This window comes from Gellertiella hungarica (assembly GCF_014197145.1).
In the GTDB taxonomy this organism is placed as follows: domain Bacteria; phylum Pseudomonadota; class Alphaproteobacteria; order Rhizobiales; family Rhizobiaceae; genus Gellertiella; species Gellertiella hungarica.
This window is the reverse complement of record NZ_JACIEZ010000005.1, coordinates 101,433-127,367: the sequence shown is the minus strand read 5'-3', so window position 1 is coordinate 127,367 and position 25,935 is coordinate 101,433. Positions and strand designations below refer to the sequence as shown.

27 protein-coding genes are annotated in these 25,935 nt (G+C 65.1%); 9 read left to right on the top strand and 18 right to left on the bottom strand.

Annotated elements, in window-relative coordinates:
* Positions 1 to 5: 5 nt before the first annotated feature.
* Entirely contained in the window at positions 6 to 743 is a 738-nt protein-coding gene (recO, locus tag GGR23_RS13870; RefSeq protein ID WP_183366894.1) for a DNA repair protein RecO, read from the top strand.
* 2 nt (positions 744 to 745) lie between these two features.
* Here the strand turns inward: recO and GGR23_RS13865 are convergent, their stop codons facing one another.
* From GGR23_RS13865 to GGR23_RS13850, 4 genes are all read right to left on the bottom strand, one after another.
* Positions 746 to 1,969: an MFS transporter gene (locus GGR23_RS13865; RefSeq protein WP_183366893.1), complete on the bottom strand. Its 1,224-nt coding sequence runs from the start codon at positions 1,967 to 1,969 to the stop codon at positions 746 to 748.
* Between the two features lie 108 nt (positions 1,970 to 2,077).
* On the bottom strand, positions 2,078 to 2,926 hold the full coding sequence (locus GGR23_RS13860) for an MOSC domain-containing protein (protein ID WP_183366892.1): 849 nt from the start codon (positions 2,924 to 2,926) through the stop codon (positions 2,078 to 2,080).
* Between the two features lie 11 nt (positions 2,927 to 2,937).
* The gene (locus tag GGR23_RS13855; RefSeq protein ID WP_183366891.1) at positions 2,938 to 3,600 is read right to left on the bottom strand and encodes an HD domain-containing protein; all 663 of its coding nucleotides are present in this window, start codon (positions 3,598 to 3,600) and stop codon (positions 2,938 to 2,940) included.
* A gap of 127 nt (positions 3,601 to 3,727) precedes the next feature.
* On the bottom strand, positions 3,728 to 6,445 hold the full coding sequence (locus GGR23_RS13850; RefSeq protein WP_183366890.1) for a DUF2339 domain-containing protein: 2,718 nt from the start codon (positions 6,443 to 6,445) through the stop codon (positions 3,728 to 3,730).
* A gap of 215 nt (positions 6,446 to 6,660) precedes the next feature.
* Here GGR23_RS13850 and nadA point away from each other — a divergent pair, with 215 nt between their 5' ends.
* The 3 genes from nadA to nadC are packed head-to-tail and all read left to right on the top strand — an operon-like array spanning position 6,661 to position 10,323.
* Positions 6,661 to 7,725 (top strand): quinolinate synthase NadA, encoded by a 1,065-nt coding sequence (nadA, locus tag GGR23_RS13845; RefSeq protein ID WP_183366889.1) that lies wholly within the window; start codon positions 6,661 to 6,663, stop codon positions 7,723 to 7,725.
* 52 nt (positions 7,726 to 7,777) lie between these two features.
* A complete protein-coding gene (locus GGR23_RS13840) occupies positions 7,778 to 9,388 on the top strand; it encodes an L-aspartate oxidase (RefSeq protein ID WP_183366888.1) in 1,611 nt (536 codons plus the stop codon).
* Positions 9,389 to 9,414: 26 nt separating this feature from the next.
* Entirely contained in the window at positions 9,415 to 10,323 is a 909-nt protein-coding gene (nadC, locus tag GGR23_RS13835; protein WP_183366887.1) for a carboxylating nicotinate-nucleotide diphosphorylase, read from the top strand.
* Between the two features lie 4 nt (positions 10,324 to 10,327).
* Here nadC and GGR23_RS13830 read toward each other — a convergent pair whose 3' ends face one another.
* The 8 genes from GGR23_RS13830 to GGR23_RS13795 form a co-directional block, all read right to left on the bottom strand.
* Positions 10,328 to 11,287 carry an NUDIX hydrolase gene (locus GGR23_RS13830; RefSeq protein ID WP_183366886.1) on the bottom strand — a complete coding sequence of 320 codons (960 nt, stop codon included), beginning with the start codon at positions 11,285 to 11,287 and terminating at the stop codon, positions 10,328 to 10,330.
* Complete coding sequence (locus GGR23_RS13825; RefSeq protein WP_183366885.1) at positions 11,287 to 11,817, bottom strand: tyrosine phosphatase family protein; 531 nt, start codon at positions 11,815 to 11,817, stop codon at positions 11,287 to 11,289. Before GGR23_RS13825 ends, GGR23_RS13830 begins: the two co-directional genes overlap by 1 nt.
* Complete coding sequence (locus GGR23_RS13820) at positions 11,814 to 12,431, bottom strand: HD domain-containing protein (RefSeq protein ID WP_183366884.1); 618 nt, start codon at positions 12,429 to 12,431, stop codon at positions 11,814 to 11,816. Before GGR23_RS13820 ends, GGR23_RS13825 begins: the two co-directional genes overlap by 4 nt.
* Entirely contained in the window at positions 12,428 to 13,267 is an 840-nt protein-coding gene (ygfZ, locus tag GGR23_RS13815) for a CAF17-like 4Fe-4S cluster assembly/insertion protein YgfZ (RefSeq protein WP_183366883.1), read from the bottom strand. The genes GGR23_RS13820 and ygfZ overlap by 4 nt, the downstream gene beginning before the upstream one ends.
* Before the next feature lie 80 nt (positions 13,268 to 13,347).
* Positions 13,348 to 14,103 (bottom strand): hypothetical protein, encoded by a 756-nt coding sequence (locus GGR23_RS13810; RefSeq protein ID WP_183366882.1) that lies wholly within the window; start codon positions 14,101 to 14,103, stop codon positions 13,348 to 13,350.
* 80 nt (positions 14,104 to 14,183) lie between these two features.
* A complete protein-coding gene (locus GGR23_RS13805) occupies positions 14,184 to 14,441 on the bottom strand; it encodes a hypothetical protein (RefSeq protein ID WP_183366881.1) in 258 nt (85 codons plus the stop codon).
* A gap of 97 nt (positions 14,442 to 14,538) precedes the next feature.
* The gene (locus tag GGR23_RS13800; protein WP_183366880.1) at positions 14,539 to 14,994 is read right to left on the bottom strand and encodes a TIGR02301 family protein; all 456 of its coding nucleotides are present in this window, start codon (positions 14,992 to 14,994) and stop codon (positions 14,539 to 14,541) included.
* The gene (locus GGR23_RS13795) at positions 14,991 to 15,428 is read right to left on the bottom strand and encodes an NUDIX hydrolase (protein WP_183366879.1); all 438 of its coding nucleotides are present in this window, start codon (positions 15,426 to 15,428) and stop codon (positions 14,991 to 14,993) included. The genes GGR23_RS13800 and GGR23_RS13795 overlap by 4 nt, the downstream gene beginning before the upstream one ends.
* A gap of 165 nt (positions 15,429 to 15,593) precedes the next feature.
* Here GGR23_RS13795 and GGR23_RS13790 point away from each other — a divergent pair, with 165 nt between their 5' ends.
* Positions 15,594 to 16,388, top strand: a complete 795-nt coding sequence (locus tag GGR23_RS13790; RefSeq protein ID WP_183366878.1) for an SOS response-associated peptidase family protein — start codon at positions 15,594 to 15,596, stop codon at positions 16,386 to 16,388.
* A 99-nt stretch (positions 16,389 to 16,487) separates the two neighbouring features.
* Here the strand turns inward: GGR23_RS13790 and GGR23_RS13785 are convergent, their stop codons facing one another.
* From GGR23_RS13785 to GGR23_RS13765, 5 genes are all read right to left on the bottom strand, one after another.
* Positions 16,488 to 16,625, bottom strand: a complete 138-nt coding sequence (locus GGR23_RS13785) for a hypothetical protein (RefSeq protein ID WP_183366877.1) — start codon at positions 16,623 to 16,625, stop codon at positions 16,488 to 16,490.
* 180 nt (positions 16,626 to 16,805) lie between these two features.
* Positions 16,806 to 17,666, bottom strand: a complete 861-nt coding sequence (pssA, locus tag GGR23_RS13780) for a CDP-diacylglycerol--serine O-phosphatidyltransferase (RefSeq protein ID WP_183366876.1) — start codon at positions 17,664 to 17,666, stop codon at positions 16,806 to 16,808.
* 31 nt (positions 17,667 to 17,697) lie between these two features.
* On the bottom strand, positions 17,698 to 18,396 hold the full coding sequence (locus GGR23_RS13775; RefSeq protein WP_183366875.1) for a phosphatidylserine decarboxylase: 699 nt from the start codon (positions 18,394 to 18,396) through the stop codon (positions 17,698 to 17,700).
* 100 nt (positions 18,397 to 18,496) lie between these two features.
* Complete coding sequence (locus tag GGR23_RS13770) at positions 18,497 to 20,383, bottom strand: ABCB family ABC transporter ATP-binding protein/permease (RefSeq protein WP_183366874.1); 1,887 nt, start codon at positions 20,381 to 20,383, stop codon at positions 18,497 to 18,499.
* 188 nt (positions 20,384 to 20,571) lie between these two features.
* Entirely contained in the window at positions 20,572 to 22,776 is a 2,205-nt protein-coding gene (locus GGR23_RS13765) for a LysM peptidoglycan-binding domain-containing protein (RefSeq protein WP_183366873.1), read from the bottom strand.
* A 222-nt stretch (positions 22,777 to 22,998) separates the two neighbouring features.
* Here GGR23_RS13765 and GGR23_RS13760 point away from each other — a divergent pair, with 222 nt between their 5' ends.
* The gene (locus GGR23_RS13760; RefSeq protein ID WP_183366872.1) at positions 22,999 to 23,619 is read left to right on the top strand and encodes an LOG family protein; all 621 of its coding nucleotides are present in this window, start codon (positions 22,999 to 23,001) and stop codon (positions 23,617 to 23,619) included.
* A 13-nt stretch (positions 23,620 to 23,632) separates the two neighbouring features.
* On the opposite strand, the gene rarD is transcribed toward GGR23_RS13760, so the two are convergent.
* A complete protein-coding gene (gene rarD / locus GGR23_RS13755; protein ID WP_183366871.1) occupies positions 23,633 to 24,553 on the bottom strand; it encodes an EamA family transporter RarD in 921 nt (306 codons plus the stop codon).
* Positions 24,554 to 24,992: 439 nt separating this feature from the next.
* Here rarD and GGR23_RS13750 point away from each other — a divergent pair, with 439 nt between their 5' ends.
* The 3 genes from GGR23_RS13750 to GGR23_RS13740 are packed head-to-tail and all read left to right on the top strand — an operon-like array spanning position 24,993 to position 25,934.
* Positions 24,993 to 25,199 carry a hypothetical protein gene (locus tag GGR23_RS13750; protein ID WP_183366870.1) on the top strand — a complete coding sequence of 69 codons (207 nt, stop codon included), beginning with the start codon at positions 24,993 to 24,995 and terminating at the stop codon, positions 25,197 to 25,199.
* A gap of 44 nt (positions 25,200 to 25,243) precedes the next feature.
* Complete coding sequence (locus tag GGR23_RS13745) at positions 25,244 to 25,498, top strand: hypothetical protein (RefSeq protein WP_183366869.1); 255 nt, start codon at positions 25,244 to 25,246, stop codon at positions 25,496 to 25,498.
* Positions 25,499 to 25,502: 4 nt separating this feature from the next.
* On the top strand, positions 25,503 to 25,934 hold the full coding sequence (locus GGR23_RS13740; protein ID WP_183366868.1) for a PIN domain-containing protein: 432 nt from the start codon (positions 25,503 to 25,505) through the stop codon (positions 25,932 to 25,934).
* Position 25,935: the final 1 nt, after the last annotated feature.

Sequence of the window (25,935 nt, the reverse complement as noted above, 5' to 3'; positions counted from 1 at the left end):
CACCCATGCAGTGGCAGGAAGAGGCCATCGTTCTGGGCGTCAAGCGCCATGGCGAGACCAGCGTCATCGCCGAGGTGATGACGCGCGAGCGCGGCCGCCACATGGGCCTCGTGCGCGGCGGGCGCTCCCGCACCATGCAGCCCGTGCTCCAGCCGGGCAATCTCGTCGATGTCACCTGGCGGGCACGCCTCGACGAACATCTTGGCGAATTCCGCATCGAACCGATCCGGCAGCGCGCGGCCCGCCTGATGGAAAGCGCCGTCGCGCTGTACGGGGTGCAGACCATGGCGGCGCTGCTGAGGCTGCTGCCGGAGCGCGATCCCCATCCGCATCTCTACGAGGCGCTTGATATCATCCTGGATCATCTCGACGATCCGGCGGGTGCCGGCGAGCTTTTCATCCGCTTCGAGCTGGCTGTGCTGAACGATCTCGGCTTCGGCCTCGATCTCACCGAATGCGCCGCCACGGGCAGGCGGGACAGGCTGACCTTCGTGTCGCCGAAATCCGGCCGTGCCGTGAGCGAGGAGGCCGGCCGTCCCTATGCGGAGCGCATGCTCGTTCTTCCCGCCTTTCTGGGCCCCGAGCGGCAGGAGACTGCCTCGCCGGAGGAACTGGAGGCGGCCTTTCGCCTGACGGGCTTCTTCCTGCACCGGCACGTCTACGATCCCCGCGGCATCGAGATGCCGTCAGCGCGGGAAGGCTTTCGCGAAGCCGCGATCAAGGCCGCCCGGGAGCGGCCCTGACATCATTCGGCCGGTGCCATCGCGGGCCGGCTGACCATGCGCTCCTCGATCGGCCAGTGCACGATCGCCGCGAAGATGCCGAGCGCCACGCCCAGCCACCAGACGATGTCGTAGGATCCCATCGTGTCGCGCAGATAGCCGCCCATCCAGACCCCCAGGAAGGAGCCGACCTGATGCGACAGGAAAACCATGCCGCCCAGCAGGCCGAGATGCCGCGTGCCGAACATCAGCGCAACGAGGCCGTTCGTCGGCGGCACGGTGGACAGCCAGAGCAGGCCCATGACCGCCGCGAAGATCACCACGGAAACGGGCGTCTGCGGCAGCAGGATGAAGGCGGTCACCGCGACGGAGCGGGCCAGGTAGATCGCCGACAGGATGTAGCGCTTCGGCATGCGGTTGCCGAGCGAACCGACGATCAGCGAACCGAAGACGTTGAACAGGCCGATCAGGGCAATCGCGATGCCGGAATAGCGAACGTCGATGCCGATATCGCCGAGATAGGCCGGGAAATGGGCGGTGATGAAGGCCAGCTGGAAGCCGCAGACGAAGAAGCCGGCAACGAGCAGCAGGTAGCTGCGATGGCCGAAGGCCTCGCGCAGTGCCTCGCCGGTGGTTTGCTCGAAGGTTGCAACCGCTGCCCGGCCCGAGGTGGAATTGCCCCTCAGCGGGAAGGCGAGCAGCGGAATGAGCAGCATCAGGGCGCCCATGATGACAAGCACATCCTGCCAGCCGAAATGGGCGATGAGCTCGACGCTGATCGGCGAGAACAGGAACATGCCGGCAGAGCTGGCCGCCGATCCGATGCCGAAGGCGAAGCTGCGCTGTTCGGGCGTGACATGCCGTGCAAAGGCCGACAGGATGGTGCCGAGCGAGCCCGCGCCGATGGCGAGCCCCATCAGCACGCCGCCGCCGACATGCAGCCAGAGCGGCGCCGGCGCATGGGCCATGATGACCATGCCCGCGCCGTAGAGCAGGCCCGCGATGGCAAGAACCCTTCCGGTGCCGTAGCGGTCTGCGATGCCGCCGAAGACCGGCTGGCTGAGGCCCCACATGAGGTTCTGGATGGCGATGGCAAGACCGAAGGTGGAACGGTCCCAGCCGGTATCCTGCAGCATCGGCAGCTGAAAGAGACCGATCGCGCTGCGCGGCCCGAAGACCAGCATGGTGATAAGCGAGCCCGCTGCGATGATCAGCCAGGGCATGCGGTTGGCGGTTCGGTCTGTCATGTCGGTTTCCTGACGGGATTTCCAAGGAACCGAATTTCTATATCCATCATATCATGAAACCAAACGACATTTGCTGATGCTTTTATCAGCCTGCCTCACCGGCGGGCCTCAGCGCCGCTTGAAGCGCCAGCCGTCTTCCCGGCGGCTGATCACGCGCACCGCATCGCCGAGCCGCAGCCGGCCTTCGCCGCGCGGGGCCGCATTCCAGCCGAAGAGGGGGCCGGGCACGCGCCGGTCGGCGGACATCCGCAACCGGCCCATGGCCGGCATGGGCGAGGGCACGTCGCGCGAACCCGTCTCCTGGTCCTGCGTGGTCATGATGCAGCGGGCGCAGGGCTTGACGAGATCGAAGCGGATCCCGCCGATTTCGATCGCCTCCCAGAAATCCTCCTCCCATGCCTCGGAAGAATCGATGACAATGTTCGGGCGGAAGCGCTCCATCCCGATTCGACCCTCGCCATGGGCTTCCATGTCGCGGTTGAGCGCCTCGAGCGATGCCTCAGTGGTGACGAGGATCGGAAAGCCGTCGGCAAAGCTGACAGGCGTCTCCTCGGCACTCCATTCTGCGCTGGCGCTGCGCCGGGAGCGCCCGTCATACCAGGCAAGCCGGACCGGTCGTCCGAGCCAGGTGGAAAGGCGGTCGTTGATCTCTGCCCCGGAAACGGCCGCATCGATGTCGCTGCCCCAGACCGTAACGCCGAGGCGGTCGCCCGATGCCGACGGTGAAACGTGGAGAGCAGCCTCGTTTTCGAAGGACAGCCGGTAGCCATCGCCCTCGGGCAGGACGCGGAGCCTTGCCAGAGCCTGCAGGTCCCGCTGGGTGATGAAGTCTCCGTCAGGATCGGTGACCACAAGCCGCCGGTCGCCGGCAAGGCCCATGCGGTCCACCACCGCCTCCTCAAGGCTTATCGCGCGACCGCTCTTCAGCGGATAGATGGAGAGGGCGGAAACACGCATGGCTTTGACCTTCAGATTTCGGAGAGGAACTGATCGAGCACGGATTGCAGTCTGTCGTGACGCTCGGCGGCGAGGCGGCGACCGGTTGCGGTTTGGAAACCGTCGGCGAGCTTGAAGAGCTTGGCGGGGAAATGATCGATGGCGAAGCTGCGGTCGTCGAGCGGGCGCTCCTCTGCCAGCGGATCGAGAACGTCATAGAGCGCAGAGCCCATGCGCCCGGCAATGTAGAAGCAACGCGCGGCGCCGATCATCCCGATGGCATCCAGACGGTCCGCATCCTGGAGGATGCGTGCCTCGGTGGTCTCGGGCGTGATGCCGGCGGAGAAACTGTGGGTCAGCACGGCATGCGCGACGGCTTCACGGTCGTCCGCACTCCAGCCTCTTTCCGCGAGCAGGGCCGAGGCGCGTTCCGCGGCGAGCCGCGAAGCCTGCGACCGGAGCGGCGAGCTCTTCTCGACCGCCACGCAATCATGCAGCAGCACGGCGGCGGCGAGGATGCGCCCGTCGCCGCCTTCCTCCGCGTGGATGCGCATGGCGTTGCGGAACACGCGCAGGATATGCGCGGGATCATGGGCGCCGTCCCCGGCCTCCGTGGCAAAGGGCAGAAGCGCTTCTGCAAGCCCCTCGTGGGGCGCAAAGGCGTGCGCGAGTGCGGCGATGCGGTAGGGCGTCATGCGTATCCTTCGGCGAATCCTGCGACACGGGGACCTTAGGACCCCCGCATCGTCGACGCAATTCCGCGATGCCGGTTCCGACCGACGCAAAGAATATCAGCGGGATGAGGCGAAGGATTGATTCTCCTCAGGAGGATGAACCCGCCGTCGCATCCGCACCTTCGGCCTCGGCGCTCTTCAGCAGCAGTCGCTGGTAGAAGAGCCCGATCCCGATCAGGGCAAGCCCGAGGCCGATGAAGGAGAAGGCGCGGAGAAGACCCTCGAGGTTGGAGAGGTCGATCAGGAACACCTTCAGCACGGTCACGATCACCACCGCTGCCGACGCGTAGCGCAGGCTTGGCGAGCGGAACCGGGTTCCGAGCACGAGCAGCACCACGCCGGTCAGCAGCCAGACCACGGAATAGGTATAGGTCTCGCCCTCGAGGAAGCCCTGCCAGTCGGCAAGACTGGTCCCCTGCCATGCCTGCCGGACCGACAGCGTGACCCATGCAAAGCCCATGAGCGCACCCGAAATGGCGATTGCAACCACGTAAGGATAGGGCCGTCTTGTCCGCGCCATCAGCGAAAGCCCGCCATAGGCGAGCGCGGGCAGCAGGTAGCCCGGCAGAAGCAGGTTGAGGAGGGGCCAGTCCCCGACGAGCTCGCCCGTGACATAGGGATTGCGCGCGAAGAGGTGGAGGCCCAGCACCGAAACCATGGACAGGCCGCCCGCAATCATCGAGCCGTAGACGAAGGCCGGGTTGCCGTCGCGCCGGTCGATCTGCAGGAGCGCACCGGAGAAGCCGATCAGCAGCAGCGTGTAGATGGATGTTTCGCCGAGATTGGGCGTCGCACCGTGCAGAACGCCGCCGTTGAGGCCGTGGCGCACGAGAACGGCGATGGCGAGGAAACTCATCAGGGCTGCGGCGGCATCGAGGAGCCGTACCAGCAGCGCACTCTCCAGCCGCCGGGCCAGCCGGGCTGTCAGCACCAGAAGCAGCGCCGGAATGCCGTAGGCGGGCAGCAGCGCGTTGAAAACGGGCGTCGTGCCGAGGTTGTCCTGACCGACCACCGTCGGGTCCCACGCAATCCTTGCGGCGACGAGCGCGGTGCCGGCAACCATCATGAAGGGCAGGGAAGGCCAGGGCCTGAGCCTGTGCCCGAGGAAGAAGGCGAGGCCGAGCAGGGAAAGGCCGAGCTCCAGCGCCAGCCCGTCGAGAACGGCAAAAAGCGCGAAGGCCGCGGACAGGAAGGCGAATGTGACAAGCCCGCCTTCCGCCGCAAGCGAAAGCCCGATTGGCCGCTTGCGGAGCAGCGCATCCGTCAGTGCAAGAAGGACGAGCGCCAGCAGGCCTGAGAAGATGGCGTGCACGGGATCCCTGATCCAGTTGCCGTGATCGGCATAGGAGAAGGCGAGAAGCGGCAGCGGCAGGCCCGCGATGGCCGTCCAGATGAGTTCCGCCGGCCTTGCCCGATGCCGCTCCGTCCTGAGGGCGAGGATCGCCGCGAGAAGCAGGACCACACCGCCGGCAACCGCCGTCATCGTGCGGTAGAGGGTGGGGCCGCCGAATGTATCGGGTTCCATCTGCGCATAGACTGCCATGGCATTTGCCGCGACGGCGCAGGCGCCGAGCCCGAAGAAGGTCACCGAGGGCAGCGCATCCCGACGCAGGGCAAGTGCGGCACCGAGCGCGAGAAGCAGGATCATGGCCTCGAAGGGCAGGCGGTGGCCTGCCAGCAGCTCCGGGGCATTGCCGAGCATCATTGCGGCGGAAAGGCTGGTGACGGTGAGCGCCAGCCAGAGCGACCAGTTTCCGAGCCGCGCGGCCGCCCGCTCGCTTTCCGTCGCGGTGCCGAATTCCGGCACGTCGGGCGTGAAGGCGACGGCACCGGCAAGCATCGCGATGAAGGCGACGACAGGTGAAACCGCTGCCGTCTCCGCTGCGAGTGCGGCCCAGATACCGGCCCCGAGCGAGGCAAGGAAAGGCACGAGGTTCCAGCCACGCAGCCGGGAGGCGGCAAGCGTGCCGAACCAGATCAGCACCACATAGGCCATCAGCAGGGGGATGCTGGGGTTTTCCCGATGCTCGACCAGGGCAGGGGCGATCAGGCCGCCCAGCATGCCGAGCCCCGCGAGCGCCTGCCCGTGGAAGAGCGAAAGCACCAGGATGGCCAGTGCCACCGCCGCCATCGCGGTGAAGGCGAGGCCGGCACCGATGAAACCGTAGAGCTGGTGCGCGGCGAAGATGCTGGCAAAAAGCGAAACTCCGCCCGCTGCCGTCAGAATGCCGGGCACCATGGCATTGGGCCCGATGCGATCGGAGAGCTGTTTCATGCCGGACGGCACCCCGCGGCGACGCACTGCCTCGCCAGCCACGATCATCGCGAGGCCGAAGAGAGCCGCAGCGAGAAGACGGACAGCCGGGCTGATCAGGCCGTTCTCGATCGAGTAGCGGACCATCAGCACGCCGCCGAGCGCCAGTGCGACGCCGCCCACCCACACGGCCCAGCGGCTGCCGATGCTGGTTTCGATGCGCGAGGCGGGCGCTGCCGCCTGGACCGGCGCGGCCATCCACGGAGCTTCGGCCACGTCTGCCGCTTCCGGGGGCTGCTCCATGGCTGCGGCAGGCACGAGGGTTTCGGCGGGGGCAGTTTCGAGCCCCGCCGGCTCTGCCTCCGCTTCCTCGACGGCGCCTGCCTCCTCGACCTGTTCAGGCTGCGGCAGCACCGTTCCTGCGGCCATCGACTGAAGGGAGAGCTTCAGGCTCCTGATTTCGTCCTCCAGCCTCTCGATGCGGCTCGTGAGACTGCGCTGCCCGGCAACGGCAATGACAAGCACGAACAGGACAAGCAGGATTTCGATCATCGGCGCCCCTCCGGGCCGCATGCATGGCGGCCTGTTTTTGAAGCCCACTATTCACGTCTCGCCCCCTGACGTCAAAGCCTATGCGTGCATTGCAGAGATTGCCGCTTGCAAAGGGCGCCGAAAATTCCTAATTCAGTGTCGACCGGCGCAGCCGGTTTTCTTTGGCGCCCCTTATGCTCAAAATGAGAATAAGGCGTTTCGATCGGAGGGATCGCATGGACACGCTGGCAATCAACCCGAAGGCGGCGACGACCGCGGCAGAGCGTTTCGGCGTCCTCGAGCGCCCCGATTTGGCCTATACACCCGCCGTCGCGCGGGAGACGGCCCCGCTTTACGAGCGCGTGAAGCACTTCGTTCCGGAAATCGAGTGGCCGGTCTATGCGCCCTATGTTCACGCCATCAACCGGCTGAAGAAGGAGCGCAACGCGGTCATCCTCGCCCACAACTACCAGATGCCGGTGGTCTTCCACTGCGTTTCGGACATTCGTGGCGACTCGCTTCAGCTGGCGCGGGATGCGACCCGGGTGGATGCCGACATCATTGTCCAGTGCGGCGTGCATTTCATGGCGGAAACCTCGAAGCTTCTCAATCCTGACAAGACCATCCTCATTCCCGACAGCACCGCCGGCTGCTCGCTGTCCGAATCGATCACCGGTGCGGATGTGCGGGCGCTGAAGGCCCGTTATCCGGGCGTGCCCGTCGTCACCTATGTCAACACCTCCGCCGACGTGAAGGCAGAGACGGATATCTGCTGCACCTCCGCCAATGCCGTCGATGTGGTGGACAGCCTCGATTCCGATACCGTGCTGTGCATTCCGGACGAGTATCTGGCGATGAACGTGGCGAAGAAGACCCGCAAGAAGATTCTCACCTGGGCGGGCCATTGCGAGGTGCATGAGCGCTTCACGCCCGACGAGCTGAACGCCTATCGCGAGGCCGATCCCGATGTGGAGATCGTCGCCCATCCGGAATGCCATCCCGATGTCATCGCGGTTTCGGATTTCGCCGGGTCGACGGCCGCCATGATCGATTACGTGAAGAGCCGGCGACCGAAGAAGGTCCTTCTGGTGACCGAATGCTCCATGGCATCCAATATAGAGGCCGAAGCGCCGGGCGTGACCTTCATCAAGCCGTGCAATCTGTGCCCGCACATGCAGAAGATCACCCTGCCGAAAATCCTCGACAGCCTGCTGTTCATGACCGAGGAAGTAACGGTCGATCCGGCGATTGCCGGGCGCGCGCGCCTGGCCGTCGAACGCATGATCAATCTCAAGCGGTAAGGATAGCGGCCTGACCCTGAGTCAGGCCATCGGAAGGGCGAGGAGGCTCTCCATGCTGGTCGACAATTTTCGTCCGCAGAGTTTCAATGGCAACGACGACATCGTCATCATCGGCGGCGGCCTTGCGGGGCTGTTCTGTGCGCTGAAGCTTGCGCCCCGTCCGGTGACGGTGCTGACGGCAGCGCCGATCGGGCAGGGGTCTTCCTCCGCCTGGGCGCAAGGGGGCATCGCGGCCGCCATGAGCCAGGACGATACCTTCGGCAAGCATCTGGCCGACACGCTTTCGGCCGGTGCCGGCATCGTCGACGCCAAGATGGCCCGGCTGATGGTGGAGGAGGGCCCGGACCGGGTTCTGGATCTGCTGCAATATGGCGTGCCCTTCGACCGCGATCTCGAAGGCAAGCTGCTGCTCTCGCGCGAGGCGGCCCATTCCGAGCGCCGGATCGTGCGCGTCAAGGGTGATACGGCCGGCAAGGCGATCATGGAGGCGCTGATCGCGGCGGTGCGTGCCACACCCTCCATTCGTGTTCTGGAAGGACATGTGGTGGAGCAGATCCTGACAGAAGGGCGCTTCGCCTCGGGTGTCATCGCAAGGCCGGAGGGCGGGCGCTCGCGCAAGCGCGTGCTTTTTCCCGCCCGCGCCATCGTGCTCACCTCCGGCGGCATCGGGCATCTCTATGCGGTCACCACCAATCCCATCGAGGCGCAGGGCGCCGGGCTCGGCATGGCCGCCCGCGCCGGGGCGCTGATCGCCGATCCGGAATTCGTCCAGTTTCACCCGACGGCGCTTGCGGTCGGGCGTGATCCCGCGCCGCTTGCAACGGAGGCGCTGCGGGGCGAGGGCGCCCTGCTCGTGAACGGCGACGGTCACCGCTTCATGCAGGACCTCCACCGGGATGCCGAGCTTGCGCCGCGGGACATCGTCGCGCGCGGTGTCTTTGCCGAGGTGCAGGCCGGGCGCGGCGCCTTCCTCGATTGCCGCAAGGCGGTGGGCCGGCATTTCCCGGAAGCCTTCCCGACGGTACACGCCGCTTGCCTGGCAGCCGGCATCGATCCGGTGACGGACCTCATCCCCGTGTGCCCCGCGGCCCATTACCACATGGGCGGCGTGCTGACCGATGCGGATGGGCGCACCTCCATCGACGGGCTCTGGGCGGCCGGCGAAGTCGCCGCGACCGGCGTCCACGGCGCCAACCGCCTGGCCTCCAACTCGCTGCTGGAAGCGGTGGTCTTTGCCGGACGCATTGCCGACAACATCAAGTCCATGCTGCCGGAAAGCCGGCTCTATGCCTGGGACGACGGCAAGGCCGGCGAGAACGACGATCTCTACACCGAGGAAGACAGCCCGCCGATGAAGGAACTGCGCGCGCTGATGTATGCCCATGCGGGTGTCATCCGCACCGGCGAAGGGCTGGAGACGCTGATCCGCGCGATCCGCCGTCTCGAAGGCGACGGCAGCCGGGTGCGCTTCGGCAATATCCTCGCCGCCGCGAAGCTGGTGGCGACCGCCGCGCTCAGGCGCGCCGAGAGCCGCGGGGGGCATTTCCGCGCCGATCATCCCGCCGCAAATGAAGCTTACCGGCACCGTACCTTCACCAGTCTCGCCGAGGCGGAACAGGTGATGGATCAGGTTGCCGGCGAAAGGACATTGCTCGCGGTTTGAACGCGGCAGCCACAAGGACAGGGTTCATGACGACAAGAGCTTTCCAGCCGACGCTTCCCGAACTGCTGGTGGAGGAGAAGGTCCGCCACGCGCTGCTCGAGGATCTCGGGCGCGCCGGCGACATCACCACCCAGGCCGTGATCGGATCGGACCGGCAGGCGACGGCGCGTCTCAATGCGCGCGAGCCGGGCGTGCTTGCCGGAATCAATTTTGCCAGGGCCGCCTTCCGCCTGGTGGATCCCGCCATCCGCTTCGACACGCTGGCTTTCGATGGCGAGCGGCTTTCGCCCGGGCAGGATATCGCGATCATTTCCGGGCCTGCACAGGGGGTCCTTTCGGCCGAGCGGGTGGCGCTGAATTTCCTGATGCACATGTCGGGCGTCGCCACCCATACCGCCCGCTATGCCGCCGAAATCGCCCACACCTCGGCCCGCATCACCTGCACCCGCAAGACGTTGCCCGGCCTTCGTGCCGCGGAGAAATACGCCGTTCGGGTCGGCGGCGGTTCGAGCCACCGCTACGGGCTCGACGATGCCATCCTGATCAAGGACAACCATGTGGCCGTTGCCGGCGGCGTGGGAGCAGCGATCCGTGCAGCGCGCGGCTTTGCCGGCCATCTCGTCAAGGTGGAGGTGGAGGTGGATGGCCTCGAGCAGTTCGAGGAGGCGCTGGCGGAAGGGCCGGATGTCGTGCTGCTCGACAACATGGGGCCCGCCCTGCTGACGGTCGCCGTTTCCATGAACCGCAAGCTGAGCGGCCTTTCCGTGGACGACTACCCGCGCAACCGCCGCCGCGTCCTGCTCGAAGCGTCGGGGAATGTCTCCCTCGATACCGTGCGGGAGATCGCGGAGACCGGCGTCGACTATATTTCGACGTCGAAGATCACCATGGCCGCGCCGACCCTGGACCTCGGTCTCGACATCGGCGTGGTGTGAACCGCTAGCGCCCGCGCAGCTTGAGGCCCGGATGCGGACGCTCTTCCAGAACCTGCCGGCGGAAGCGGAAGAGGGCGGCCGGTCTGCCGCCCGTGGCGGCCGTCGTCCCGCCGGAGGGCTCCACCAGATTGGCACCCTCCACCAGACGCCGGAAGTTCTGCTTGTGCAGATGACGGCCCGATATGCCCTCGACCGTCGACTGGAGGTCGGTGAGGGTGAATTCCGGCGGCATGAGTTCGAAGATGACAGGACGGTACTTGATCTTGCCGCGCAGGCGGGCGATCGCCGTCGCGGCAATGCGGCGGTGGTCGTGCCGCATGGGGAGGCCGAGCTCAACCGCCACCCGCCGCTCCGGAACCCGCCCATCCGCCACGGCCTCGCTCACAAGGCCGCTCTCGTAAAGAAGTTCGTACCGCTCCAGCACCCGCTCCTCGTCGAAGGGCAGGTCGCCATGCCCGAAGGCGAGCCGCAGCCGCGACAGGCGCGAGGGCAGTGTGAACGTCGCATGGGCCAGTTCCGGTTCCGTCGCCCAGCTTTCGAGTGCCGGCAGAATGACGCTGTCCAGGATCGCGGGCCTTCCCTGCCGCCAGTCTTCCCAGGGGAAGAAACCGTACCAGTCACGCCAGCGCACGCCCCGGCCCGAGAGGTCGGCTTCCCCTTCGGCACCCGTCAGGGCCAGATAGCCGACCGATACCACATGCGGTCCCGCGTCGCCCGGCAGGCGGTGCCGTCCGCGGTCTCCGAAGGTGTAGAGCTGCTCCACATAGCCCATGGAAAGATCGGTCTGGGCCGTCACGGTCTCCCGGAGCGACATTTCAAGCGTGCGGTGCCGGTCGGGGTCGAAGGGACCGAAGGGCAAGGCCGGCCGTTGCCCCGCCTCGTCCACGGTCAGCAGGCGGGGTTCTGCCCCAGCCATGGAGACGATGGCGGCGTTGAGGCCGATCTCGATGCCGCCAAGGGCCATCAGGCCTCCACAGCCGCATAGAGCGGCAGCACGAAGGGAGCATTGCCATCCGCATCAGCGCCGCGACCGATACCCGCGATGGCGCGGATCAGCCTGCCGTTGCGGCCGAGCATGGAATCGCCGATCTCGATCAGCCGGGCATTGGGCGTGGCATAGGGAGAGGCCTCCCGCAGCCGGCGCGCCAGCACGTCGTCGTCCTCTTCCGGATGAACCGCGAGCGAAGCGATGACGGCGGCAGCCGGCGAGCGCGAGACCCCCATCCAGCAATGGATCAGCAGGGGCGCGGACCGATCCCAGCTGCGGGCGAAATCGATGATCGCCGCCACATGGGCCTCGCCGGGAGCGATCAGATCGCCCGTTCCGGCAAAGGAGATGTCGTTGACGCCAAGGATGAGGTGGCGGTCCCTGGAGATCACCGCCGGGCGATGAAAATCCTGACCCTTGGCCAGCAGGCTCACCATTTCCACCGCCTTGTGGCGCACGGCAAGTTCGGCAATCCGGGAGAGCGGCGATACGACAATGGCGGTCATCTCTGCTTACCTGTCTTCATCATGTCCGCCTCGATGGCGGAGAATCGGTCGACGAAGCGGCGCTGCGCCTCGAGAGCCGGAATGGGTTCGATATCGATGGTGTCTGCCGTGATACCACGCGGCGTCCCGAAGAACTTGCGCGCTTCCGCCTCGGAGAAGCCTGCGAGCACCGTCGCCTCGAAAAAGGCTGCGATGCAATCCGCCTTCTTGATGCGGGTCTTCAGCTCCGCCGAGGGATGCGGCGGCAGGCCGAAGCGCAGGTGCACGGCCGCTTCCAGCCGGCGTTCGACCGTCTTGTATCCGCCGCCGACCACCGCCTTGAAGGGCGAGATCATGTCGCCGATGACATATTCCGGCGCGTCATGGAGCAGCGCCATCATCCGCTCGACGGGCGTTGCCTCGAAGAGGCGGGTAAAGATCGTCTCCACCATCAGCGAATGCTGGGCAACCGACAAGGCATGATCGCCGCGGGTCTGGCCGTTCCAGCGCGCCACGCGGGCGAGGCCATGGGCGATGTCGGATATCTCCACATCGAGCGGCGAGGGATCGAGAAGATCGAGCCTGCGGCCGGACAGCATGCGCTGCCAGGCCCGGGGAGCCTTGGCCGTTGTCACGCCTCGTCTCCGGCCGTTTCTGTCGGGAAGGAGAGCCCGGTCCAGGCGGGCAGGGACAGCGCGACGGGAACTTCTCCCGCCAGAATGCCGGCACCCGCAGCCATGGCTTCGCCCGCCTTGTCGATCCGGACGATGGCGAGACCGTCCTGGCCGCAGACGGTGCCGAGGCTGCCGATCGTCTTGCCCGCGGCCGTGATGGCCGTGCTCCCGGGCGGAAGCGGGGCCTCGGCCCGCACCGACACGACACGACGGCGCGCCGTCGAGCGATGCTGCATGCGCGACACCACTTCCTGGCCGACATAACATCCCTTGCGGAAATGCAGCCCGCCATCCCTGTCCATCAGGATATCGTGCGGAAAGGCATCGCCCAGCGCGAAATCGGCGGGCGCCTCGGCAATGCCATGCGCGATGCGGAGCCGCAGATAGGCGGCCTCGCTGGCCGCATCCGGCGTGCCGCCGGGCAGCCGCCGGACTGTATGCCCTGCCTTCAGGAAGCGGCGATCCACCATTCCCCGGCCTTCGCCGTCAAGCGAAACGGTGACGCTATCGAAGGGCGCCGCGGCCAGATCGACGGCGGCGCGCAGGCGATACATCGTCAGGCGCTTCAAGAGGTTATCCCTGGAAGCGGAATCGGTTTCGAGGAGAAAGCCGTCCCCCTCGCGCGAAATCAGGAAATGGAACAGGATCTTGCCCTGCGGCGTGAGGAGCGCGCCGGGAGCGGCCTCGCCCTCCTTCAGGCTGGCGAGATCGGTGGTGATCAGGTTCTGCAGGAAGCTTTCCGCATCGGCACCGCCGATGGTCAGAAATCCGCGTCCGGCCAGGAAGGCTTGGGTCATGGCGAGTCGTTGTCCGTGCCGAAATTCGCGCTAGACATAGTGCAGTTTGTGCTGTTTGCAAACCGCAGGGACGCCCGCGGCTACTCGCCGGAACGGATGAACTTCAGCTTGCCATCCGGGGCTATACCGATGCGGAAGAAGCTGTAGGTGCCGAAATCCAGCATGTCCTGATAGTCGCCGGCGGTGACGATGCGCAGCAGCTCCACCTTCTCGGGCGGCGTCAGTGCGGTGAGAGGCTTTGCGGCGAAATAGGGCCAGACATAGGCCTCGTTCGCGGTTCCCACATCCACGTGGACGTAGCCGGTGGCCAGAATGTTCAGGAAGGCGGAGAGGATCTCGATGCCCGCGTCGTCGCCCGCCAGTTCCTTCAGGGTATTCACCGGGTCGCCGGCGGTTTCCCCGACGGAAATCTCGGCGCCGCTGGTGCCGTTGCCGAGCAGGGGACGCAGGCGCTCGATATCGCCGGAGGCGGCCGCTTCCACCAGAAGCTGGCGCGTGCGCCGCACCGGCTCCGGCAGCTTGCTCTCGTCATAGATCGCATCGGCGGGCTTGCCGCCATTCAGGGGCAGGACGGGCGTGGCGGGGGCGCTCGAGGAGCCGACGAGCGGATCGGGAAGCGGAAGGCCGGGTGCGGAAGGCGCCTCGTCCTTCGGCTCTTCCTCCGACTGGCCGTTGCTGCCGGGCATGCCCTGGAGGGCAGAAAGCGCGAAGGCCGGCGGGGAAAGGAGCGGGCTTGCGAGAAGAAGCAGGATCACAGCCTGCCGCAGGCCGGGAAGGATCGGTGTGGCGGCCTTGCGTTTCCGCCGAAACGTGAAGCGCTCTGGTTCACCACGCATTTCCATGCCTCTGATTTTCAAAGGGTTACACAAGAAGGCGCGGCCATGGCCGGGGCAGGCACCGCGCCGTCACGCGGCGCTTATTGCAGCGTCCGCTTCGGAGAGAATTCGCCGGCATGGATACGGTCGCGAAGGCTGGTGAGCAGCGCTTCGGCAGCATCTTCGCCATGAATACGAACGGTCTCGCGAATCGCCAGCGCGATCGCAGCATCTGCGATGATCTCCGGCTCGATGCCGTCGGCCATGCCGTCCGCCCAAGCCTCGTTCTGGTATTCCAGAGCGGCCTGGCGCTTCTCGTGCACAATCATATCATCGATATCGTTCAGGCTCGGTTCCATCATGCATTCCCGTAAGGGTTCTTACCGTTTGTTTAACTCTTCTAACAGGGTTTTCCCAAATCGGCACGTGTCGAGAGTGAAACAGGTTAATTTATTCTCAATTTCCGAAGCGCGCCGTAATTTCTGTGGCAAGTGTTGCCCCTTCGGCACGGTAGCGCTCCTCGGCCTCCAATGCAGCCCCGGTGCAGGTTGCGTGCAAAGCCGCAAAAGACCGGTATCCGCGGTTGAAGGCCGCCGTCAGTTTTTGCCGCCGATCCGCTTCCTTTCCGGCTTCGAGATCGATCAGCTTCTGCATTTTCGCCCGCCACTGGTCCTTTTCATCAGGATTGCAGAGGCCGCGCAGGTAGTGCAGCGAACCCATGATTTCAGCCAGCCGCAGCAGATCCCTGTCATAGGGCGCCGCCTGCGGAGGGGGCGGTGGCGGAGCCGGCGCCGGCTGGGTCTCCGCCGTCTTGGCACCCGGCTTGGCGGCACCCGCGGCAGCTGCCGCCAGGGCAGGCGGCAAGAGAACCAGGGCAGCGCCAAGGCAAAGCGCAACATGTCTGCCTTTCATGCCTCGAGCTCCAGAAAACGTTCCATCTCGAGCCGCTCCACGCATTCGAGCACGCTGGCCGGAACGGGCATCGCCCGCACCTCGTCTGCCGAATACCAGCCGCACTCCGCCGCGTCGTCTGCCGCCAGCGCTTCGTCCGTTCCCGTTCCCGTTTCCTCGACGGCAAACACCGAGAGGAAATAGTGATGGGTGACGTCGCCTTCGCCATTGCGCGTCACCAGATCGTAGGTGGCGAAAAGGCGGGGATTGGCCACCTCGATACCGGTTTCCTCCAGGCATTCGCGCAGCGCCGCCTCTGCAGGCGTTTCACCGGCCTCGGCCCGTCCGCCCGGGAAGGCATAGAGGTCTGCTGCCGGCGGATTGCGGCGGCGAACCAGGAGATATCGGCCATCCCTTCGCACGATGGCGGAGGAGGCCGGGGCGGGCTGTGACATCGGATCACCGTTTGCGAAGCGAATCGTCTTGACTGTTTATAGTCTGTCCTGACGCGCACGAAATAGCCGGGGTTAATACGTAGTTAACGCCCGCGAACCTGAAGGGGGGATGAATGGCCGGACCCGACGGTTGACGCCCCGGGGTGCCGGTGCCACTTATGCTGCATGTGCGGACGCTTTTCCCTGACAGCGACACCCGAGGAGGTGCGCGAACTGTTCGGCCTTCTCGAGCTGGAGGATTTTCCGGCGCGCTACAACATTGCCCCGACGCAGCCCATCCTGGTGGTCATCGACGGCGAACGTGCGGCCCCCGGCAGCAACTTGCCGGAGCGGCGGGCGCTTCTGGTGCGCTGGGGCCTCACACCCGGCTGGGTGAAGGACCCGAAGGATTTTCCGCTGCTGATCAATGCCCGGGCCGAAACCGCCATCGGCAAGGCCTCGTTCCGGGCCGCCATGCGGCACCGCCGCATTCTCGTTCCGGCCTCGGGCTTCTACGAGTGGCACCGGCCGCCCAAGGAGAGCGGGGAGAAATCGCAAGCCTACTGGATCCGTCCCAAGAAGGGCGGAATCGTTGCCTTTGCGGGGCTGATGGAAACCTGGTCGTCCGCCGACGGTTCGGAGGTCGACACGGGCGCGATTCTCACCGTTGGCGCCAATGCTGCCATAGCCCGCATCCATGACCGCATGCCCGTCGTCATCGCGCCCGAGGACTTCAGCCGATGGCTGGATTGCCGTACGCAGGAGCCGCGCGATATCGCCGATCTCCTGCGACCCGCCGACCCCGACTTTTTCGAGGCGATCCCCGTCTCGGACAGGGTGAATGCCGTGCGCAATGTCGGTCCCGAGCTGCAGGAGCCCGTCGGCGAGGCGCAGGCGGCTGCAGCGCCCGCTCCACGCAAGGCAGCCGGAGGCGGAGGCAGTCGCGGAGAGAGCGGCGACGACCAGATGTCGCTTTTCTGACGCCGCATCGTCCTGAAACACGAAACCCGCCGGAAAGGCGGGTTTGAAAAGGCTGGGTATCCGGGGACGGGCGTTTCGGGAGGCCGTCCGCTGATCCGGTCAGGCCGGCTTCTTCTGAAGGCTCTTGGGCTTCAGCATCATCGCTGCTGCCAGAACGGCCTTCAGGCCCAGTGGTCGGTATTGTGCGGAAAGGTCGGTCTTTGCCGGCTTGTGGGCAGCACCCTGCTTGGCGCTCATCTTGTGGTTCCCCTCGAAAATCGCGATTTGCTGACGTTGCTTCGCTTGATGCTAAACTTTGTCCAATTCGGGGCATTGGCAAGCAGTTTTTTAAATTTGGAGGCGAATCCATCAAGAATGCGAGTGGAATCGCACCGGTTTCGTCGAAAACGGCGCGAAAACCGACATTTTCTGTCCAGGTCAGATGTTCCGGTCGATTTCCGATTCCGCGCCCGGAGGGCCGACTTCGCCCGCGTCGCCGACGGTCAGCGTGCCATACTGGCGATGCCAGGCGCGCGCGCCGAAGGGGAGCGAAGCGAGATAGGCAATCACCGTCGCCACCAGCACTTCCCAGGTATAGGTCATCAGCATGGCGACATAGAGCACGACCAGCAGCATGAGGGGCAGCACGAGATCGCGCGGAATGCGCCGCTTGCTCGACTTGCCCGACCAGACCGGCAGGCGCGAAACGAGAAGAAGCGCTATGGTGATGGTGTAGAGCGCGCTGACATGGGCGAAATAGACCGAGGCGGGAATGCCGAGGAAGCCGAGATAGACCGGCAGCATCACCAGCATGGCGCCTGCCGGCGCCGGCACGCCGACGAAATATTCAGACTGCCAGGACGCCTTCACCTTGCGCTCGTCCATGACGTTGAAACGGGCAAGGCGCATGCACATGGCGATGGCATAGACGAGGGCCGCGATCCAGCCGAAGGATCGCGCCTGACCGAGCGCATAGACGTAGACCACGAGCGCGGGGGCGACGCCGAAATTGACGATGTCGGCCAGCGAATCCATCTGCGCGCCGAACTTGGACGTCGCCTTCAGCAGCCGCGCGATGCGCCCGTCGATGCCATCGAGGAACGCGGCCAGCAGAACCATGCCCACCGCCATCTCGTAGCGGCCGTCGAAAGCCAGGCGCACACCGGAAAGGCCGGCGCAGATCGCCAGCACCGTGATGATGTTGGGGATCATCAGCCGAACGGGGATTTCCCGCAGGCGCGGCCCGCGGGCCGCGTCGTTGTCTTCCCTGTTCTCTTCCTGCGGCTGGATGCCTTGCATGGGAACTCCTGCCTTTGTCGAGTCTCAGCTATCAGCCGCGGCGGCCGATCAGCGGGCCCTTGTTGGAGCCGAACTCGGCGATCACGGTTTCGCCGGCAACGGCGATCTGTCCGACGATGACCCGGGGCTCCGCGCCCGCGGGCAGATAGACATCGAGGCGGGATCCGAAACGGATGAGGCCGAAGCGCTCGCCGGCGGCGATCTGGTCCAGCGGGCGGGCCCAGCAGAGAATGCGCCGCGCCACCAGGCCGGCAATCTGCACGACGCCGATTTCGCCGTGGGCGGTCTGGATGGTCAGGCCGTTGCGCTCGTTCTCGTCGCTCGCCTTGTCCAGTTCGGCATTCAGGAAGGAGCCTTCGCGATAGGAAATGCCGGTGATGCGGCCGGTCATCGGCGCGCGGTTCACGTGGCAGTTGAAGACATTCATGAAGACCGAGATGCGCAGCATCGGGTCCGTGCCGAGATTGAGGTCCGCAGGCGGTACCATCATCTGCACGGAGGAGACGCGGCCATCGGCGGGGCTGATCACGAGATCGTCGCTGTCGGGCGTCACGCGCACGGGATCGCGGAAGAAATAGGCGCACCATGCGGTGAGGATGAGGCCGACCCAGAAGAGCGGCTCCCACAGCATGCCGAGCACCACCGAGACGACGAAGAAGATCGCGATGAAGCGATAGCCTTCCTTGTGGATCGGAACGAAGGTGTTGCGGATGGTGTCGAGAAGGCTCATGGCCGGGTGTCTCCTTTTTTGGCTTTCGCTCTATCCCAGATGCGGCGTCCGGGCAATGCCCCGGGCCTGCGGCTCTTGCCGCAGGGCCTCTTCATGCGCGTCAGCGTGCGGGCGCCAGACGGTTCACCACGCCGAGTTCGTCGTCCTCGCGCACCTTCTTCAGCTGCTCTTCCGCCTGCGTGGCCTCGCGCTGGCGGTTCCACATGGAGGCATAGAGCCCGCCCTGCTCGAGAAGCCCTTCGTGGGTTCCCCGTTCGGCGATCAGGCCGTCCTTGAGCACGATGATCTCGTCGGCATTGATGACGGTCGAGAGCCGGTGAGCGATGACGAGGGTGGTGCGGTTTTTCGAAACGAGGTCGAGAGCCGACTGGATTTCCCGTTCCGTGGTGGTGTCGAGAGCGGAGGTCGCCTCGTCGAGGATGAGGATGGGCGGTGCCTTCAGGATGGTGCGGGCAATCGCCACGCGCTGCTTCTCGCCGCCCGAAAGCTTCAGCCCGCGCTCGCCCACCTTGGTCTTCGGGCCATCCGGCAGCCGGCGGATGAAATCGCCGATCTGGGCGATTTCCGCTGCCGCCATCACTTCCTCGTCGGTGGCGCCGGGCCGGCCGTAGCGGATGTTGTAGGCGATGGTGTCGTTGAAGAGCACCGTATCCTGCGGGACCATGCCGATCGCCGCGCGCAGGGATTTCTGGGTGACGTCGCGGATATCCTGCCCGTCGACCGTAATCGCTCCAGACTGGATGTCGTAGAAGCGGTAGAGCAGGCGGGAGAGGGTGGACTTGCCGGCGCCGGAAGGACCCACAACCGCCACCGTCTTGCCCGCCGGCACCTCAAACGAGATGCCCTTCAGGATCGGGCGCTCCGGATCATAGGCAAAGTGAACGTCGCGGAAGGCGATCGCACCCTGCCGGATCGCGAGCGGCACCGCATCCGGACGGTCCGTGACCTCCGCCTCCACCTCGAGAAGCTCGAACATCTGCTCGATGTCGGTGAGGCCCTGGCGGATTTCGCGATAGACGAAGCCGATGAAGTTGAGCGGCTGCGCGAGCTGCAGCAGCATGGCATTGACGAAGACGAAATCGCCGATCGTCTGTTCGCCGCGCTGCACGGCAAGCCCGGACATGATGAGCATGACGGTCGTTCCGAGCCCGAAGATGACGCCCTGTCCGAAGTTCAGCCAGCCGAGCGACGTCCAGACATCAGTGGCGGATTTCTCATAGCGGGCCATGGAGGCGTCGAAACGCTTCGCCTCCATGTCCTCGTTGCCGAAATACTTGACGGTCTCGAAGTTCAGCAGCGAGTCGATGGCCTTGGTATTCGCTTCCGTGTCGCTGTCGTTCATCGCCCGCCGGATGGAGATCCGCCAGTCGGATGCCTTTACGGTGAACCAGATATAGGCCCAGACGGTGACGGCGGTCACGGCGAGGTAGGAAAAGCCGTAGCCCCACCAGAAGATGGCCGCCGTCAGCACGAATTCGAGAATGGTCGGGACCGAATTGAGGATCGTGAAGCGGACGATGGTCTCGATGCCCTTGGTGCCCCGCTCGATGATGCGCGAGAGACCGCCGGTCTTCCGCTCCAGATGGAAGCGCAGCGACAGCTGGTGCATGTGCACGAAGGTCTTGTAGGCAAGCTGCCGCACCGCATACTGGCCGACGCTGGCAAACAGGGCATCGCGCAGCTGGTTCAGCCCGAGCTGCAGGATCCGCGTGAGATTGTAGGCGATGATCAGCGCGAGGGCCCCGACGAGAAAGGCCGGCACCAGCCCCTGCAGGTCCAGCTTGCCGTTCAGCGCATCGGTGGACCACTTGAAGAAGTAGGGCACCAGGATGAGGATGAATTTCGCGATGACGAGAAAGAGGGTGGCCCAGACGACGCGCATCTTCAGGTCCGGGCGTTCGGAAGGCCACATGTAGGGCCAAAGGTTCTTCAGCGTCCCGAACGGATTGGTCGCATCCGCCGAAACGATCTTGTTCTTTCCCGCCATGCCTGTCTCCTGAAGGATGCGATCCGCTGGCATTCGGGCCCGCGCCGCAATCCGGAAAATGCCGATGCTGAAAACACGTGAAGCGGCGATCCCCCGAACCGCCGCTTCAAGCGAGATATGCCCTCGTGGAGCCGATTACAATGGCGGGGCGGGCGGTTTTCGCGAGCCGCCCACGCCTTTCCCGACCCTTACTGGATCTTCTGGCCGTGCAGGCGCTGCTTGTGCAGCTCCTCGGCGTTCGGCAGGGCCTTGTCCGGCACGCCGAACACCTGACCGGGCAGGATGCGGTCCGGATTGCGGATCTGCTCCCGGTTGGCCAGGTAGATGGTGGTATAGCGCACGCCGAGGCCATAGACGCGGCGCGATATCTGCCACAGCGTGTCACCCTTGCGGATGATGACGGTGTTCTTGCTGCCCGTCAGCGGTGCCTGCTCCACCTTGGTCGGCTCTTGCGAAGAGGCTTCCGGCGCGGCGGGCTTTGCGGCCTCCGTGGCAGCGGAAAGCGCCTTGGCAGGGGCTTCGTCTGCCGCCGGTTCCGTGGCGGGCGCGGGCTCCGTGCCCCCGGCGACCGGCGCGACGGCGGCTCCGGCCGGCGATACGGTCTTGCCGATCAGCTCGCCGATCCGCGCGAGCTCCGCGCCGGCATTCGCGCCGCTGTCGGGGAGGGCCTTCAGGATCGCGAGCGCCTTGAGCGCGTTCTCGCGGGTGGTTGCGACCATCTGCCGGCTGGCTTCGTCCGCACCGGCAGGCAGCGTGAAGTCGGCAAGCGACTGCAAGGCGATGACCGTGGCCGAGCGGGCGGCCGCGAATTCTTCCGCGGTCGGCGTCTTGCCGTCGGCATAGAGCTTTTCCAGCAGGCCGAACGCCTTGACCGCCTCGGCGCGGCGCTGGTCGAAGGCACCGTCGCCGAGCGGCTGCAGCGGCGATCCCGTGGCAGCCGCATCGGTGGCGCCGGGCGTTGCAACGGCCGCAACCTGTTCTCCCTCGGGCCGGTCGAAGGGCACTTCCGCGCGGAAGGCAATCTTGCCATCCGATCCTTCCTGGTCGACCCGGATCTTGTGGCTGCCGACCGAGAGCGGCAGAACCCCGTCGACGACGAAATGTCCGTCGTCGCCGGTGGCGCTTTCGCCGATCTTCTTGTCATCGGCATAGGCGATGACTTTGGACTTCGGATCGGCGGTGCCCGCGACGAAGATCCGGTCGCCTTCCAGTTCGACGGCGGAGATCTGAAGTGCCGCCTTCACCCCAGCATCGGCCTGTGGGGCAGGAGCGCCGGTTTCCGTCGCGGCCCCTGCGGCGTTCGCATCGGCGGTTGCAGCCGGTGCGGCAGCGGGCGTGGCGGCAGCGGTTTCCTGGCTGGCGGGCGTCTTCGTGCCGGGTGCGGTGATCACGCGGCTTGCCTCGCCGGGCTTGGAGACCATGGCGAGCAATTCGCCGTTCGGCTCTTTCGGAACCGAGACGGTGGCCACTTCCTCCGAAAGCGTTGTCTTTCCGTCCTTGCCGGTCGCCTTGAGCGTGAGCTGGTGGTCGCCCGGGGAAAGGGGATTTTCGAAGACGGCGGCAAAATCTCCGCCTGCGCCGGCTTCGGTGGTGGACACGACCGCGTCGCCGTCGAGGATCTCGACCTTCGCGCCTTCGGCGGCCTGTCCGGCGATCACGGTCGAACCATCGGGCTCCACACGAAGCAGGTCGAACCTTGGAACGGCCGGGAAGGCCTCGGTCGGCTGTGCCGGTGCGGTCTGGGCCGTGGCGCTTTCGGTGGTCGTGGCATTGGCCGGGGTTGCGGCCGGCGCTGCGTCCTGTCCGGTGGAGGCTGCGGCCGGTGCGGCCGGTGCTTCACCGGTCTTGGCGGCATCCGTCTGCGTGGCGGCGGCCGGTGCCGCGGCGGCAGGGGCTGCGGACTCGACCGGCTTTCCGGAAAGGGCAGCCTGGATATTGTCCAGCGCCGCCAGAATGCCTGCGGCATCCTTCGGCAGGGCCTTGACGATCTCGAGCGCCCTGGCGGCGTTGTCCTTGGCCTTCTTCAGCATGTCGGCGGCGGCCCCTTCGGCGCCAGCCGGAATCTCGATGCCCGTGACGCCGGAGAGGGCGGCCTCGATCTTGCCGCGAGCGGCGTCGATCGCGGCCTGATCCGGCACCTTGTCGTCCGTGAAGAGGTCCTTCATGGCGAGGGTTGCGGCACCCGCATCTGCAATCAGGCGGCTTGACTTGTCGACGGTCGCGCCCAGATCAACCATGTTGCTGGCCTGCTTTGCGGTGGCGCTCGCGGTGTCCGCGGCCTTTCCGGCAGCGTCCTTCAAGGCGTCTGCATTGTGCCGCCAGGCATAATAGGCGCCTCCACCGAGAAGCACGACGAGGATGGCGATCAGCACGCCCTTCTGAGTTTGGTTCATGCAAGTCCCTCCGGGCATCCCGCCCGCAAGGTGCGGTCAGGACACATCGCAAATGTCAGGTCTGAAAATCCCCCTGTCCGAACGATCATTCGGACATTCTGAAAATTGCTACCGATTCTGCCGCCGTTCCACAAGCGTTCTCCGCCCAGGACAGGCGTCCGACACGATATTTATCAACGACCAAGCTTGACGCGGGCGTTCATTCGGGGTTCCCGTCAGGCCATGTCTATTTCCGATGTCTCGATTCGATCCATCTGCGTCTATTGCGGTTCCCAGCCCGGCAACGACGCCTCCTATGTCCGGGCCGCCGAAATTCTCGGCGAGTCCATTGCCGATCACGGCCTGCGTCTCGTCTATGGTGGCGGCACGACCGGCATCATGGGCACCGTCGGCCGGGCGGTGAAGGCCCATGGCGGCGGGGTGACCGGCATCATTCCGCAATTCCTCTTCGGGCGCGAGAACGTTGCCCGCGACAGCGCCTTCATCGACGACCTGATCGTCACCGGCGACATGCACGAGCGCAAGCACAAGATGTTCGAGCGCGCCGATGCCTTCGTCACCCTGCCTGGCGGCATCGGAACGCTGGAAGAGATCGTCGAGATCATGACCTGGGCCCAGCTCGGCCGCCACCGCAAGCCGATGGTTCTCGCCAACATCAACGGCTTCTGGGATCCGCTGATGGATCTCGTCAATCACATGCGCGGCGAGGGCTTCATCCATACCGGCCACCTCGTGCAGCCGATTCTGGTGGCCGATCCGGCCGACATCGTCCCGGCCATCCTGAAGGCTGCAAAGGAAAACGGCGCCCCCGAAGGAGACGCCGCCGTCATTTCCCGTCTTTGAGGCCGGAAGGGCTTCAGCGGCTCTTGCGCGCCTTCTGGAGCATCGATCCCGTATAGACCACCAGTGCCAGCCAGATGAGCGGAAAGGCGATCATCTGCGCATGGCCGAAGGGCTCGCCGAACACGAAGACGGCGAAGATGAAGATCATCGTCGGTGCGATGTACTGCATGATGCCGATGGTCGACAGCCTCAGAAGCTTGGCGCCGTTCGCATAGAGCATCAGCGGCACGGCGGTGACCGCGCCGCAGCCGACCAGCAGCGCCGTATCCGAAAGCGGGCTGGCGCTGGTCAGGAAATGGCCCTTGCCCGTCGATTGCAGGTAGATGATGTAGCCAAGCGCCGGCAAGGCCAGGATCATCACCTCGAGGAAGAAGCCCTGGTTCGGCCCGACGGGGAGCGTCTTGCGGAAGAGGGCGTAGAAGCCCCAGGATATCGTCAAACCCAGCGAAACCCAGGGCAGGCCCCCGGCCTCGTAGGTCAGAACCGCAACGGCGGCGACGGCAAGCGCGATGGATACCTTCTGGGCACCCGTCAGCTTTTCCTTCAGCAGAAGCGAGCCGAGCGCCACACTGAACAGCGGGTTGATGTAATAGCCGAGCGCCGTATCCAGCGCCCGGCCGGCACCGATGGCCCAGACATAGAGACCCCAGTTCACGGTGATCAGCGCTGCGGTCATGCAGGCAAGCAGCAGCGTGCGCGGCGACCGCAGTGCCGCCTTCAGGTCGTCCGTCCGCTTCAGCACGATCAGCACCAGCCCGGCGATCGGCAACGACCAGATGATGCGGTGCGCAATGACTTCCGAGGGCGGAATATGCGCAACCGCCTTCATGTAGACGGGCAGGAACCCCCAGAGAAGATAGGCTGAGAGCGCATAGAGAAAGCCGCCGAGCGTATCCTCGTTCTTCGGCAAGGCCGCCGCGCTTTGATCGGTCATGGAAATAGCCTTTGCATGGAATGAAAGCAGGGGAGTACCCCACAACCCGTCCGGGCACCAATTCATTTCTCTGAAGGGTGTGTAAATTGGGGTGGTGGAAGCATGTGCCTGCGCGCTTATCGGGGCTTTCAGGCTTGATGCAGCATTGCCTAATTGAGGCTTTCCATATGTTCCCGATGTGGTAACCTTCGCTTCAGGATGCCGGTTGAAATCGGCATCCCGGGGCTTCGAAAACCCCGTACACGATGCGGCCGTGCCTTGATCGGCACGTCCCGAACCCATTAGCGTCTTGGCCATGGCGGCCGGGAGGCCTCGGTCATGTCCAGAACTTCGGTTTAAAAGCCGGGGCGGTCGTTCGTGTACGGCTTTTCGAACTCCCGGTCACCGGTGGCTGCTGAATGGCTGCCGGTGGCTCCCAAACCCGAGGGAGAACCGCCGGATGGACATAACCCAGATGTACATGGCTTCGCCGGACTGGCTGAAGCTCGCCTTCATCCTTGCGCCCTGCCTGACCGCCGTCACCGCGCTTGCACTCTGGGCCTATGTGAAGATCAGGACCACCCCTCCCCAGAAGGACAACAGCGACGGCTTCGTGACCTACAATGTCGATGAGATCGAGACGCAGTTCGTGGCGCTCAAGGAATGAGGGTTGCCTTCTGATGAAATGAAAGTTAGAAAAGAAGAATATATGTGAAGGATCTCGCGCCCATGACGATGTTTAGTTATCATAAGGGGATGGAAAAGGCGCAGATCATGCACCAGCCGGATGGCAAGCTTTTGGTTCTCGATCCGACGACCGACACTTATGTCGAAGTGCCGGGCGCTGGCTCAATGAGGGAAACCTCCTTCAAGCTGGACAAGCGGATTGATCTGACGAGACCGATTTACGAACAGGTGGTTGCGCTAGGCAGTCGTAACCCCCGTGAAACCCTGAAGAATACCTGAAATCGTGACAGGGGCTTTGCTGGATAGCCACACACTGTACTGGCTGGTGGCTGAGCCTGAGCGCCTTTCTGTACCCGCACTACTGGCCATATCCGAAAGCAGCCGGAACTCCAGACTTTACATATCACCCATCTCTGTCTGGGAGCTGGCCACGGCTGCATTGAAACCGCAGGGGAGAAATCCTCCCAAGCTCGGCACGGGTTCGCCATCGGCCTGGTTCAAGCAGGCTTTTCGTGCAACCGGGTCGCGGCTCGTGCCCATACGCGCAGAGATTGCTCTGGCAGCGGCGGAAGTGGCGCAGCATACCGGCCATAAAGATCCTGGCGACTGCTATCTGATTGCAACTGCGCGCGTGAGGGATGTGCCGGTCATCACCCGAGATCGGGTGATTCTGGATATTGCCGCCAGCGGGTTCGTCAAGGCGCTTCCCTGCTGAC